Genomic DNA, 12,572 nt, shown 5'->3' with positions numbered 1-12,572 from the left:
GCTGGGGCGGATAGCGTTGAGTTATGGCAGGATTCGTTACTGGCGAGGCGGCGCGGGAGCATGCTTCCGTGCTGCTGGATCGGATCGACACCGCCCAGGCCGAGTTGCGGGATCTGTCCACCGACGAGGTCGGCAGCGCGTTCCGCGTGGAGATCGCAGAGCGGTTGGAGACTCAGCAGCGGGTGAACCGCGGGTTGATGTACCGCGTGTTCGCCGAACTCGCCCACCCGCCCGATGAGACCGGCGCCCGTCCTGACCTTTTCGACAAACTGTGGGCGCGGCTGCGGATTGCGCCGAACGAACTCAAGCGCCGCTTCAAGGTCGCGGCCCGAATCCGACCACGCGCGGCGTTGACCGGCGCACCGCTCCCGCCGGAACTGCCTGCGGTCGCCGACGCGGTCGAGGCCGGTGCGATCGGCGAGGATCACCTGCGGGTGATCACCCGGTGCATGGGTGGGTTGCCCTCCAACGTCTCTGTGGCCGACCGCACCGAGGTCGAGGAAAGCCTGGTGCGCGAAGCGGTGAAGACCGACGCCGAGGCGGTGCGGGTCATCGGGCGGCGCATCGACGAGATCTTCAATCCCGACGGGCATTACGACGAGGCGGACCGGGCCCGACGGCGCGGGCTGGTGTTGGGTCCCCAGGGCCGTGACGGGATGTCCCGTCTCCACGGCTGGATCGACCCCGAAACCCGTTGTTACGTCGAAGCGGTCACCGCTGCGGTGCGTCCCGGCCGGCACCTGCCCGACGACAGCATCGTCGAAACACCTGACGACCGGTCAATGTCGCAGCGGTGCCACGACGGCGTCAAGCTCGGTCTGAAGGCCGGCATAGCGTCGGGTGGACTGGGGAGCCATCGCGGGCATGCGGTGACGGTAATCCTGCGCACCACGCTAAGCGAGATGAATCAGGCCGCCCACGCGGTCGTCGACCCGAACGTGTCGATGCCGGGACCGGCGCGCACCGGCGGCAACACCGCGGTGCCGATGCGAGACGTGATTCGGATGGCCGCGGACGCAATCCACTTCCTCGCCGTGTTCGACGACCACACCGAGCGTCCGATCTACCTGGGCCGGCAGAAACGGATCGCCACCGCCGATCAGCGCATCATCTGTTACGCCCGCGACGGCGGATGCACGCGGCCGGGCTGCACCGAACCGGGTTATCACTGCGAGGTGCATCACTGCCCGGACTGGGCCGACGATGGAGCCACCGACGCCGACATGCTGTTCTTCTGCTGCGGGCCCGACCACACCGCGGTTAGTGAAGGCCGCTGGCACACCGGCATCACCGATAGCGGACGGCTGGCCTGGAGCAACGACACCTATCCCTCCGCAGTCAATCGCCTGCACCACCCGGAAGAACTCCTGCGCGGCAACACCGGCCCGCCCTCCGACGAAGATCACGGGGGTTAGCCGGTCCGCGATATCTTCTGAGGACGCCTATCAGTCGGTAGGCCGAATTGATAAGCGGGACGCTTACTTTCGGGAGGGCGCATGCCGAGCGATGTGCGGAAGGCGGTCACCGGCGCATCGATCGGCAATGCGGTCGAGTGGTTCGACTTCGCGATCTACGGCTTCCTGGCGACGTTCATCGCGGCCAACTTCTTCCCGGTGGGCGACGAGACGGCGGCACTGCTCAACACATTCGCGATCTTCGCGGCCGCTTTCTTCATGCGTCCGCTGGGTGGATTCGTGTTCGGACCGCTCGGCGACAAGGCCGGCAGGCAACGGGTGCTGGCCCTGGTGATTCTGCTGATGTCCGGCGCGACCGTCTTGATCGGCCTCCTGCCCACCTACGGCTCGATCGGTGTCGCCGCCCCGCTGCTGCTTCTGTTGCTGCGCTGCCTGCAGGGGTTCTCGGCTGGCGGCGAATATGGCGGCGGCGCAGTCTATCTGGCTGAGTTCGCGACCGAGCGACGCCGCGGGCTGACCATCACGTTCATGGTGTGGTCCGGCGTCTTGGGCTTCCTCCTGGGCTCGGTGACCGTGACGCTGCTGCAGGCGCTGCTCCCCGCCGGCGCGATGGAGAGCTACGGCTGGCGCATTCCCTTCCTGATCGCCGGGCCGCTCGGACTCGTCGGCCTCTACATCCGGCTGCGCCTCGACGACACCCCGCACTTCGCCGAACTCAGCAGAAGCGACCGGGTCGCCGAGTCGCCGCTGCGCGAGGCGGTGACGACGTCGTGGCGGGCCATCCTGCAAGTCATCGGATTGTTCATCGTCTTCAACATCGGCTACTACGTGGTGTTCACGTTCCTGCCCACCTACTTCATCAAGACCCTCGAGTTCTCCAAGACCGACGCCTTCGTTTCGATCACACTGGCCAGCCTGGTCGCGCTGGTACTCATTCTTCCGCTGGCCGCGTTGTCCGACCGGATCGGCCGCCGCCCGCTGCTGATCGCAGGATCGGTGGCTTTCGCGGTGCTCGGCTACCCGCTGTTCCTGCTGTTGAACTCCGGTTCGCTGGTCGCTGCGATCGCCGCGCACGCCGCTCTCGCGGTCATCGAGGCGATCTACGTCTCGGCCGCGGTGTCCGCGGGTGTCGAACTGTTCGCCACTACGGTGCGCTACAGCGGGTTCTCGATCGGCTACAACATCTGCGTCGCCGGGTTCGGCGGTACCACCCCTTACGTGGTCACCTGGCTGACAGCACAGACCGGCAGCAATCTGGCGCCCGCGTGGTACCTGATCGGAGGAGCGGTCGTCTCGATGGCAGCGATCCTTACGCTGCGGGAGTCCGCGAGCCGACCGCTCGTCCAGACCAGCGGCAGCAGGCGACACCGGCGATGCAGTGAGGAGGCAGCGCCGGACCCGCACGGGATACTTCGACCGGACTCCCAGCCGGCAGGCAGCTGACACCGTTAGCGTCTAATGCTCATGATGCGGTTCGGTGTTCTCGGCGCGGCCGTCGTGTCGATGGTGATCTTAGGTGCGGGCTCGGGCACCTGTACGGCGGGCGCCGACGGGTACTCGGGCGAGACGTACGGCGATGCCGCGGGGCAACTCAGCCAGGCGGGTAAGACGGCGGTCGTCTCGACCAGGGCGGGTGACACCCTGCCGAAGGACAAGTGCATCGTGACCCACTCCGAGTCGGCGCCGTGGGTCAAGGGCAAGTCGTTCAAGCCGGTTACGGACACGGTGCTGCTCGACCTGAACTGCAACGCCAAGGTCGCGACGGCGAAGGATCCCGGTAACTCCGCCGCCAGCCCCGAGGGCCGGCAGGCGATCAAGGAGGCCAACGACAAGAGGAAGCACCAGCGGCGCGGCTAGGGTGGTTCCATGAAACTTCGCGTGATGCCCTACGTCACGCTCTCGGTCGACGATCGGCTGCGCCGCCGCGTGCGCTCCGCCGGCGAACGACTGCGCGTCAACGTGCGGGCCTACCTCTTGAGTGCAGCCGACGACGTGGACTCGGCAATGGACACGGCCGGCGACAAGGTCCGGCGCGTGTGCGACCGGGCGGTCGACCGCGTCGACACGGCCGTGGCCACCGTCAACGACAGGATCGCGCCTGAGCGCGAGGCACCGCCCTTGCGGGTGGTCGCCGGCGGGCGCGAGGCCGGCTAGCGCTAGCCTGCGCGGGTGGTGCGTCCGCCGACCAGGAAGGCGCCGACAAGGACGACCACCCCGATGATCGCCACGGGGATCGACCACGTGCGGCGGTCGGATACCGCCGAATCGCACTGCGCGACGTAGTCCGGGGGATCCTCAGTCAGCTCGTCGATTATCGGCAGGTTCTTCAACTGGTTTGGATCGCTGTTGTTGGCTTCGCGGGCGGCGGAGTTGTCCGCGGCGATCGCGTTACCGCACGAGATCTTCTGGTTGTCGGGCCCCGAGATCGACACGGGCATTAGCAGGGCGATGACTCCGACGAGGAGGACAACCGCGCCGACCAGTAAAAGCAAACGTCGCAGATTCATGATCGGTTTGATGCCCCGATAGTTCGGGCACCAAACCTCGCAGCCGGCGTCGGCGCGCATGCCCTCTGCACCGGCCGGCGGTCCGTATGTTGTGCTTGTCCGATGTGCTCGCCACGGCCGGGAAGGATCGGAACGTCTTGGTAGGCCCGCTGTGGTAGCCCAGGGTCTGGTCGTTCTGCTTGCCCTGCTGGCCGCGGTCTTTCTGGCGATCGGCATCGTGGTTCGCCAGCGCGCCACCATGGACGTCCCGCAGGAGCTCGGCGTCAGCAGCGTGATGGTGATGACGCTCCTGCGCCGACGGCTGTGGTGGGCCGGCACCGGTGCGGCCGTGGCGGGCTACGTGTTTCAGGCCCTCGCGTTGATCAAGGGGTCGCTGCTCTTGGTGCAGCCGATCTTGGTGTCGGCCCTGCTGTTCGCGTTGCCGCTCAGCGCGCGGCTCGCCAACCGGCGGGTCACCCGCGGTGAGTGGATGTGGGCAATGCTGCTCACCGTCGGACTTGCCGTGTTCGTGGTGCTGGCCAAGACGCGGCCCGGCGACTACGAGGCCTCGGTCCCGCTGTCGGCGCTCGTCGCGGTCATATGCGCGGGCGCGGTGGTGGCTTGCGTGATCGTCGCCGTCCGCACCAACGGTTGGCGACGGGCGGTGGTGCTCGCGGTCGCGGTGGGCTTGCTGTTCGGTGTGGTCGCGGTGCTGACCAAGATCGTGATGTACCTGCTCAGCAATAACGGGTTGGGCGCAGTGCTGACGTCGCCGGCGCTGTATCTGCTTCTCCTGCTCGGTGTCATCGCGGTGTTCCTGCAGCAGTCCGCATTCCACGCGGGCTCACTACAGACCTCCGTGCCCACGATGTTGGTGCTCGAGCCGGTGGTCGCGGTCGTGTTGGGAGCGGTGGTGCTCGGGGAGAACCTCACCGTCGACGGCGTGAAGGCCGTCGCGATCTCGGTCGCGGTCGTAGCGATGGCCGCGGCGACCATCGCGCTGGGCCGTGACGAGGGCGCGCTGGAGGAGGAACTGGAGGCGGTGGCCAGGGGGACGTCCTAGCGGCGACGCGCCACGCTACGGCGCGTCGACTCGTCTCGCATCCCCGACACCGCGGACCACAGCAGCCTCGCTGCGTCGCAGGCGGGCGGGATCGGGGCGGCGGGAGAGCTTCGTCAGAGCCGAATCTCCGGTAACTGGAACGCCATATCAACGGTAGTGCCCGCCGAAGTCCCGTCGAGGTCCACGCGGTCGCTGAAGGCGCGCATGAGCGACAGGCCACGGCCGCGGGTACCCGGATCGACGGGCGGCGCCTTCCATGAGCCGAAGTCGGTGACCCGCACGTGCACCTCGGCGTGGTGCATCGCCGCTTCGACACGCATGCGCCCAGGGTCACGACCGCGGTAGGCGTGCTCGACGCTGTTGGAGCAGGCCTCGTTGACGACGAGGATGAGGTCGGACACCGACGAGTCGGAGGCGCCGTTGGCCGCGAGCCACGCCGCCAACCGGTGCCGAACCTCGGTCAGCTTGGGGGCGGTCGCGGTGTCGTCGATGACGAGGGAAGCCTTGGGCGACCGGTAGAGTACGATCGCCACGTCGTCGTCGTAGCCGCTGCGGGGCGCCAGCCTGCCGAGGACCGTGTCGGCGACCTCCTCGATCTGCAGGCTCGCCGTATCGGCTACCACAGCGGCCATCTGATCGATCTGGGTGTCGATCGACCGGTCGCGGCGTTCGACCAAGCCGTCGGTGTAGAGCATCAGCGTCGAACCCGGCAGCAGGGGATGAGTCGCCTGTGGGCGGGGTCGAGAATGCTTGACCGCCAGCGGGACGGACCCCGCCTTGTTCAGTAGCTGCGGCGGCGCCGCTTGGGAAACCAGGACCGGTGGCACATGGCCGGCGCTGCTGTACTGCACTGTCGCCGATTGGGTGTCGATGATCGCGACGAACACTGTGGTGCAGAAGGCGTCCGGGATGAATTCAGCGACCGAGTCGAGGTGTTCGAGCAGCGCCGACGGTTGCGCACCGGTGAGAAGCAACGCTCGCGTCGACGCCCGCAACTGCCCCATCACCGCGGCGGCCGACAGACCGCGCCCGACGCAGTCGCCGACCACGAGCCCGATCCGGTAGTCGCCGACGGGAATCACGTCGTAGAAGTCGCCGCCGATCTCGAGCGGATGGACCGCGGGTTCGTAGCGCACGGCGAACCCCGCCGGGAGGTCGATCGGCGCCAGCAGGGACCGCTGCAGTGTCAGCGATGTCTCCCTGGCGCTCTCGAACTGCCGGACGTGTTGCATGGCCAGGCTGAGGTGGCCGACCAGCGCCGCGACCAGGCGCCGGTCCTCCGCGCTGACCACTCGCGGCACCCGGTGTTCCAGGCACAACACGACATCCCCCGCACCGGTGAGGACGGCGACGAAACCCCTGGTGGTGCCGGCGCTGGGGGCCGCGCCGACCGGAGTCACGGTCAGCGGTATCCACCTGCGGGCATCCTCGAACGTGCGTCGCCAGTCGTCGCTCAGGTCCGCCCAGCAGGTTACTGCCGGTTCGCCGGCGACCCGGACCGTCGGATCTTCGCCTTCGGTCTTCGGCCACATGACCGTTATCAGCCGCTGGGCATCCAGGGGTATGCGGCACTGCGCCAGCGTTATCGCCAGCACCTCGTCCACGTTCTTGGCGACGCTGACGGCGGTAGCCAGTCGCGCCATCGATCGGTCGCGCTCCGCGGCAGCGCGTGGCGCGGTGACGTCCCGGATGGTGCCCACATAGAGGCCGCGGCGCGACTGGTGGTCGGGAACGGCGTTGACGCTTATCGCCGCCCACCGGATCCGGCCGTCGCGGTGCCGGATCCTGATCTCGGCGGTGAGGCGGCCGTCCCGGAGCAGTGCGCCCAGCCGGCCGCCCGCGGCGGCTTCGTCGACGGCCCAGGGATGAGGCATCTGATAGGGCAGACCCTCCTGGCCGTACCCGGTGACCTCGGCGAAGGCGTCGTTGATCTCGACGACACACCCGGTGGCGTCGGCGACGAAGAAGCCCTCCTGCAATGAGTTGACCAGCGCGCCGCGGAACTCGTCGCGATCGGCGAGGTCGTCGGCTCGCGCGCGTTCCCGTTCGTAGCGTTGGTAGAAGTCTCCGGGGTAGGTCATGGTCGCGGCAGTCGGCCCCTCCCAGCTCGCGCTCGCACTGGGAATCAACGAGCGCACAGGTCTCCTCCCGACATTAGCCTGCGCATCGCCCCTGATCCGCTGAAGCAGTGATCTACCGCGGGGCGCCACGCGTTAAGCTCGGCCCATTGCCGTCGCAGAGGCGGCGCTGACCGGAGGACGGCCATTGTCACGTAATGACCCGATTTCCACCTCGATCTCGCACGAGGACGGGATCGCTGTGCTGGCGGTCGCCGGCGACATCGACCTCGCCACCGTCCCGGCGTTCCAGGCGGCGATCACCGAGGCGCTCGCGCAGGAACGCACCGCGCTCATCGTGGATCTGTCGGCGGTGGACTTCCTGGCGTCCTCGGGACTGCAGGCGCTGGTCGCGACGCACGAAACCGTCAGCAAGTCCGCCCGCTTCGCCGTGGTGGCCAACAGCGCGGCGACCAGCCGGCCGATCCAGCTGACGGGGCTCGATCAGGTCTTCTCGCTGTATCCGACGCTGGCCGAGGCCCTCGGTGCGCTGAAGGCCGGTTCGCAAGCCGACTAGGTGCGAAGAGGGCCGCTGGGCTCGGCGGTCGTCGCGGCGCACATGTTTCGCAGGATGTCACGGCTCCCGAGAAGCGTTGGACGGCTTCATGATCGGCGCGCTGGGGGCAGTTGGTGCGGCGACCCGCCCCGGTGAGCGGCCGTCGAACCTCAGATCGACCCGTTGAACAGGCAGAGCCAGGCGGCCACCAGCGTTGCGACCGCGAGGATCCCGGTCACGACGGCGTGAGCCAGCAGATGCGTTCGGTCTTTCATCTCGGCGACGGTAGGCACTCGGCCTGAGAGGCCGCTGACAGGACATGCAGAGTCCGCTGATCTAAACCGGTGACGTGACTTTCGCGGCGGCGTGGTCGGGCATCGGTTCGTACCGCGCGAAGCTGCGCGTGAAGGTGCCGGCGCCATGCGCCAGCGAACGCAGATCGATGGCGTACCGGGTCAGCTCGGCCTGCGGGATCTCGGCCTTGACCAGCGTGCGGTCCTCGCCGACCGTGTCGGTGCCCAGGACCCGGCCGCGTCGTCCGGAAAGATCGCCCATCACCGCACCGACGAAGTCGTCGGGAATCAGGACCGACACCTCGTCGACGGGTTCGAGCAGGTTCACTCTCGTCGCCGCTGCCGCCTCGCGCAGCGCCAGCGCGCCCGCCATCTGGAAGGCGAAGTCGGACGAGTCGACGCTGTGGGCCTTTCCGTCGAACAGCGTCACGCGGATGTCGACGACCGGGTAACCCGGGCCCACGCCCTTCTCCATCTGTGCGCGCACGCCCTTCTCGACGCTCGGGATGAACTGACGGGGTACCGCACCGCCGACCACTTTGTCGACGAATTCGAAACCCGAGCCCTCGGGTAACGGCTCTACTTCGATGTCGCACACCGCGTACTGACCGTGTCCGCCGGACTGCTTGACGTGCCTTCCGTGGCCTTTGGCCTTGCCGCCGAACGTTTCTCGCAGCGGAACCCGTAGCTCGATGGTGTCGACGGCGACACCGTAGCGCCGCGACAGGTTGTCGAGGACGACGCTGGCGTGAGCTTCGCCCATCGTCCACAGCACGATCTGATGCGTCTCGGGGTTCTGCTCGATGCGCAGGGTGGGGTCCTCGGCGGTCAACCGCTGCAACCCCACCGACAGCTTGTCCTCGTCGGTCTTCGCTCTTGGCTGCACCGCGATGGGTAGCAGCGGTTCGGGCATCCCCCACGGCCGCAGCACGAGCGGATCGGACTTGTCGGACAGCGTGTCGCCGGTTTCGGCGCGGCTGAGTCGCCCGATCGCGCAGATGTCGCCTGCTGTCACGAAGGGCGCGGGCCGCTGCTGCCTGCCGAGCGGGAAGGACAGCGTGCCGATGCGCTCGTCCTCGTCGTGGTCTTCATGCCCGGCGAGCGAGCCGGCGACGGAGCCGTTACCGCCGAAGAACGACGAGAAGTGGCCGGACACATGCACGGTCGCGTCGGGGGTGATGGTCCCCGAGAACACCCGGACCAGGCTGACCCGTCCCACGTAGGGGTCGGAGGTGGTCTTGACGACCTCGGCCAGCAGCGGACCGCCCGGATCGCACGGTATCTCGGCACGCGGTTTGCCCTGGCGCGTGAAGACCTCGGGCAGCCGATGCTCGGGCGGGGAGGGAAACCCGGCGGCGATGATCTCCAGCAACTCGAGCGTGCCGACGCCGGTGCCGCTGCACGCGGGAATCACCGGGAAGAACGACCCCCTCGCGACCGCCTTCTCGAGGTCGTCGATGAGCACCGACTGTTCGATCTGTTCGCCGCCGAGGTACCGCTCCATCAGGGTCTCGTCCTCGGACTCCTCGATGATGCCCTCGATCAGGGCGCCGCGCCGTTCGGAGATGGTGTCGACGTACGAGTCATCGGGTTCGTGGGCGGCGGTGCGCTTGCCGTCGGCGTACTCGTAATGCGTCTGGGACAGTAGGCCGATCAGCCCGGTGCACGCCGCGTCCGATTCCTTCCCGCCCGGCTTCGCCTGCCCCGCCGGCAGATACAGCGGAAGCACCTTGTCGCCGAACGCCTGCTGCGCGGCGGCCAACGCGTTGTCGTAGCTCGCGCGGGCGTGGTCGAGTTTGGTGATGACCACCGCGCGTGGCATGCCGACCTGGCTGCACTCCTGCCACAACGACTTGGTGGGTTCGTCGATCCCCTCGTTGGCGGCGATGACGAACAGCGCACAGTCCGCGGCGCGCAGCCCCGCACGCAGTTCACCGACGAAGTCGGCGTAGCCGGGCGTGTCGATGAGATTGACCTTGATGCCCTCGTGCTGGAGCGACGCGAGCGCGAGGCCTACTGAGCGCTGCTGGGAAATTTCGGCTTCGTCGCTGTCGCAGACCGTGGTGCCGTCCTGCACGGAACCGGCTCGGGTCAAGACCCCCGAGGCCAGCAGAAGTGCCTCCACGAGTGTGGTTTTGCCGCCACCCGATGGGCCCACCAGCACCACATTGCGGATGGCGGCCGGACTGTCCGCGGTGGGAGCGGCTCCGGCGCCCTGGGAATGTGTCGTCTTGTCGGCCATGACGTGCCCTTTCCGCGGCGCCTCCGGGAATAGGCTGCCCTCAGCGGCGCAGTGTGTGTAGACCACAATTCCCCTAACCGACAGCGAGCACAAGGGCTTCGCGGAATCTGCTCAGGCCTGCCATGACGACCACTTCGTGACCGTCACGCTGATCACCGGACCGTCCAGCGCAATTCGCTGGTACTGCACGTACTTGCTGCGCAACAGCATGTATCCGGTCGCCAATTCCTCGCCGCTGTAGTGGATTTCGGCCCGGCCGTCGGCGCGCACCCACCAGAGCCGCGTCCAGTCGTCGTCGTAGTGATCGACGAGCATGCTCACTTGTGGGTTGGCTTCGATGTTGACCAACCGCCGCAGCCTGCGCGTCGACTTCCGTTTGGCGTCGACCGCGGTGTACACCACGCCGCCGTGCACGGCGAACACCACGGGCACCACGTGCGGTGCTCCGTCGGCTCCCGCGGTGGCGAGCATCGCGACGGGCGCCTCGGCAAACAGCGCGGCCGGTTCGAAGCCGGCAGGCACGTCCGTCATCGACTCTGGACGGGCCGCTGCGGCGCGACGCTGATCGGCGATCGCGTGACGGGGGTGCGTGTCACTCCGATCTCCGGATCGCGGGCGGTTCTCGGGGCAAGACTGCGCGGCCGGTAGGTCGCGGCAGGCGGCGGGGCGGCGGCCGGCGCCGGGGTCGCGACCGGTGGCCGTGGCGGAGGTGGGGGCGACTCGTTGGACGGGGATTCGGTGCGTGGGGCTTGGGTCTGGGCGGTTTGGCTGACCGGGGTGGGCTTGTCGTCCGCCGGTTGCCCGGGCGTGCGGAATATCAGCAGGACGCCGGAGACGACGATGGCGACCGCGGCGACCGCCGCGACGACCAGCAACCCGAGGGTGTGCCGTGTTCGATACCAGGGTGGCGGTGCAGGCTCGAAGTACCAGGTGTTCTCGTCGAAGGCGTCGAAGGACATGTCCCGGCCCGGCACCTGTTCGAGGTCGAAGTAGCCGACATCGGGTCCCGCCCCCGACCCGGCGGTGTCCGCGACGTCGACGATGTCGTCGAACAGGTAGTCGAAGTCCCCCGAGGCTTCGCGTTCCACCACACAGAGATGCTAACGCCGCTCAGCTGCACAAGCAGGGTGCCTGGCAAACCCCGGTCGAAGTTTCACGTTGCCGGAGCAACCGCGATAGGGTTTTCGAGCGCCTCGTATGGATTCATTCACCGCGGCGATCGGGTGCGGTAACCGCTGCGCCACTGCGCCGTCTCCTGACCATCGGAAGGTTCGGCAATGAAGTTCACCACTCTGGCGGTCGCATCCGCCGCATCCGTTCTCCTGCTGGCCGGTTCGGTTGCGTGCGCGCCGCCGGACAAGCGCGGAGACGGTGAGCAGACACAGTCCGGCGTGAAGGCGTCTGAAGCGACCTCCGCTGAGGATTTCGGCGGTATCGACGGGCTGGTGCAGGCGGCCAAGGACGAAGGCGAGCTCAATGTCATTGCCCTGCCGCCTGATTGGGCAAACTACGGCGCGATCATCAAGGCGTTCTCCGACAAGTACGGCATCAAGGTGAACTCGGGGCAGCCGGATGCGTCGAGCCAGGACGAGATCAACGCGGCCAACCAGCAGAAGGGTAAGGGCACCGCGCCCGACGTATTCGATCTCGGCCAGTCGGTTGCGCTGGCCAACACCGCGATGTTCGCCCCGTACAAGGTGGCCAACTTCGACGACATCCCGGCGGCGTTCAAGGACCCGGATGGCACTTGGGTCAACGATTACGGCGGTTACATGTCGATCGGGTTCGACTCGGCCAAGGTTCCACCGGTGACGAGCATCGACGATCTGCGCAAACCCGAGTACCGCGGCAAGGTGGCACTCAACGGCGATCCCACCCAGGCGGGTGCCGCGTTCTCCGGTGTGCTGATGGTCGCGTTGTCCCAGGGCGGTTCGGTCGACGACATCGCGCCGGGTGTCGAGTTCTTCCGCGAGCTGGCCGACGCGGGCAACTTCCTGCCCGTCGACCCGACGCCGGCCACCATCCAATCCGGTCAGACGCCGGTCGTCATCGACTGGAACTACACCAACGCCGCCGAGACCAAGAAGCTCCCGTCGTGGCAGGTGCTGGTGCCGCCGGAACACGCCGTGGCCGGTTACTACTACCAGGCGATCAACAAGGACGCCCCGCATCCCGCGGCCGCACGGCTGTGGCAGGAATTCCTGTACAGCGACGAGGCTCAGAACCTCTTCGCGCTCGGCGGCGTGCGCCCGGTCCGTGCCGACACCATGGTCGTCGACGGCACCTTGGACGAGGCCGCGGCGGCCTCGGTCCCGGTCATCGACGGGCCGGTGACCGTGCCCTCCCCGCAGCAGACCGAGGCGGCCACCAAGTATCTTTCCGAGCACTGGGCCGCCGCGATCGGCTGACCCGCGCACATTCGAGGAGCGAGCCTGAACAAGCTGCGCGACGCCGCCCGAG

General features: G+C 67.7%; 12 protein-coding genes. 7 read left to right on the top strand and 5 right to left on the bottom strand.

The annotated features are described in order from the left end of the window. The first annotated feature begins 23 nt into the window (after nucleotides 1-23). From QGN32_RS10770 to QGN32_RS10755, 4 genes are all read left to right on the top strand, one after another. A complete protein-coding gene (locus QGN32_RS10770) occupies nucleotides 24-1,415 on the top strand; it encodes an HNH endonuclease signature motif containing protein (RefSeq protein ID WP_326548548.1) in 1,392 nt (463 codons plus the stop codon). Between the two features lie 81 nt (nucleotides 1,416-1,496). Then, complete coding sequence (locus QGN32_RS10765; protein WP_326548547.1) at nucleotides 1,497-2,858, top strand: MFS transporter; 1,362 nt, start codon at nucleotides 1,497-1,499, stop codon at nucleotides 2,856-2,858. Between the two features lie 21 nt (nucleotides 2,859-2,879). Continuing rightward, on the top strand, nucleotides 2,880-3,272 hold the full coding sequence (locus tag QGN32_RS10760; RefSeq protein ID WP_326548546.1) for a hypothetical protein: 393 nt from the start codon (nucleotides 2,880-2,882) through the stop codon (nucleotides 3,270-3,272). Nucleotides 3,273-3,281: 9 nt separating this feature from the next. Then, complete coding sequence (locus tag QGN32_RS10755) at nucleotides 3,282-3,569, top strand: hypothetical protein (protein WP_326548545.1); 288 nt, start codon at nucleotides 3,282-3,284, stop codon at nucleotides 3,567-3,569. Between the two features lie 2 nt (nucleotides 3,570-3,571). On the opposite strand, the gene QGN32_RS10750 is transcribed toward QGN32_RS10755, so the two are convergent. After that, nucleotides 3,572-3,922 carry an aminopeptidase gene (locus QGN32_RS10750; RefSeq protein WP_326548544.1) on the bottom strand — a complete coding sequence of 117 codons (351 nt, stop codon included), beginning with the start codon at nucleotides 3,920-3,922 and terminating at the stop codon, nucleotides 3,572-3,574. A 151-nt stretch (nucleotides 3,923-4,073) separates the two neighbouring features. Between QGN32_RS10750 and QGN32_RS10745 the strand changes: the two genes are divergently transcribed. Next, nucleotides 4,074-4,964: a DMT family transporter gene (locus QGN32_RS10745; RefSeq protein WP_326548543.1), complete on the top strand. Its 891-nt coding sequence runs from the start codon at nucleotides 4,074-4,076 to the stop codon at nucleotides 4,962-4,964. 113 nt (nucleotides 4,965-5,077) lie between these two features. On the opposite strand, the gene QGN32_RS10740 is transcribed toward QGN32_RS10745, so the two are convergent. Then, complete coding sequence (locus tag QGN32_RS10740; protein WP_326548542.1) at nucleotides 5,078-7,045, bottom strand: ATP-binding SpoIIE family protein phosphatase; 1,968 nt, start codon at nucleotides 7,043-7,045, stop codon at nucleotides 5,078-5,080. Between the two features lie 184 nt (nucleotides 7,046-7,229). Between QGN32_RS10740 and QGN32_RS10735 the strand changes: the two genes are divergently transcribed. Continuing rightward, complete coding sequence (locus tag QGN32_RS10735) at nucleotides 7,230-7,598, top strand: STAS domain-containing protein (protein WP_326548541.1); 369 nt, start codon at nucleotides 7,230-7,232, stop codon at nucleotides 7,596-7,598. Between the two features lie 315 nt (nucleotides 7,599-7,913). Here QGN32_RS10735 and QGN32_RS10730 read toward each other — a convergent pair whose 3' ends face one another. From QGN32_RS10730 to QGN32_RS10720, 3 genes are all read right to left on the bottom strand, one after another. Next, on the bottom strand, nucleotides 7,914-10,112 hold the full coding sequence (locus tag QGN32_RS10730) for an elongation factor G-like protein EF-G2 (RefSeq protein ID WP_326548540.1): 2,199 nt from the start codon (nucleotides 10,110-10,112) through the stop codon (nucleotides 7,914-7,916). Nucleotides 10,113-10,223: 111 nt separating this feature from the next. After that, a complete protein-coding gene (locus tag QGN32_RS10725) occupies nucleotides 10,224-10,643 on the bottom strand; it encodes a TIGR03668 family PPOX class F420-dependent oxidoreductase (RefSeq protein WP_326548539.1) in 420 nt (139 codons plus the stop codon). Beyond that, nucleotides 10,640-11,203 carry a hypothetical protein gene (locus QGN32_RS10720; RefSeq protein WP_326548538.1) on the bottom strand — a complete coding sequence of 188 codons (564 nt, stop codon included), beginning with the start codon at nucleotides 11,201-11,203 and terminating at the stop codon, nucleotides 10,640-10,642. The genes QGN32_RS10725 and QGN32_RS10720 overlap by 4 nt, the downstream gene beginning before the upstream one ends. Nucleotides 11,204-11,389: 186 nt before the next feature. Here QGN32_RS10720 and QGN32_RS10715 point away from each other — a divergent pair, with 186 nt between their 5' ends. Further along, complete coding sequence (locus tag QGN32_RS10715) at nucleotides 11,390-12,520, top strand: ABC transporter substrate-binding protein (RefSeq protein WP_326548537.1); 1,131 nt, start codon at nucleotides 11,390-11,392, stop codon at nucleotides 12,518-12,520. The last annotated feature ends 52 nt before the right edge of the window (nucleotides 12,521-12,572 follow it).

Origin of the sequence: Mycolicibacterium sp. ND9-15 (assembly GCF_035918395.1) — a bacterium.
GTDB lineage: Bacteria > Actinomycetota > Actinomycetes > Mycobacteriales > Mycobacteriaceae > Mycobacterium.
Note: the sequence above shows the minus strand (reverse complement) of the source record. Positions and strands in the feature narration are given on the sequence as shown.

Bases quoted from the DNA above. Each gene is read 5' to 3' on its own strand.
- QGN32_RS10715 (WP_326548537.1), top strand. From the start codon at position 11,390: ATGAAGTTCACCACTCTGGCGGTCGCATCCGCCGCATCCGTTCTCCTG.
- QGN32_RS10725 (WP_326548539.1), bottom strand. From the start codon at position 10,643: ATGACGGACGTGCCTGCCGGCTTCGAACCGGCCGCGCTGTTTGCCGAG.
- QGN32_RS10740 (WP_326548542.1), bottom strand. From the start codon at position 7,045: ATGACCTACCCCGGAGACTTCTACCAACGCTACGAACGGGAACGCGCG.
- QGN32_RS10730 (WP_326548540.1), bottom strand. From the start codon at position 10,112: ATGGCCGACAAGACGACACATTCCCAGGGCGCCGGAGCCGCTCCCACC.
- QGN32_RS10770 (WP_326548548.1), top strand. From the start codon at position 24: ATGGCAGGATTCGTTACTGGCGAGGCGGCGCGGGAGCATGCTTCCGTG.
- QGN32_RS10755 (WP_326548545.1), top strand. From the start codon at position 3,282: ATGAAACTTCGCGTGATGCCCTACGTCACGCTCTCGGTCGACGATCGG.
- QGN32_RS10750 (WP_326548544.1), bottom strand. From the start codon at position 3,922: ATGAATCTGCGACGTTTGCTTTTACTGGTCGGCGCGGTTGTCCTCCTC.
- QGN32_RS10765 (WP_326548547.1), top strand. From the start codon at position 1,497: ATGCCGAGCGATGTGCGGAAGGCGGTCACCGGCGCATCGATCGGCAAT.
- QGN32_RS10760 (WP_326548546.1), top strand. From the start codon at position 2,880: ATGATGCGGTTCGGTGTTCTCGGCGCGGCCGTCGTGTCGATGGTGATC.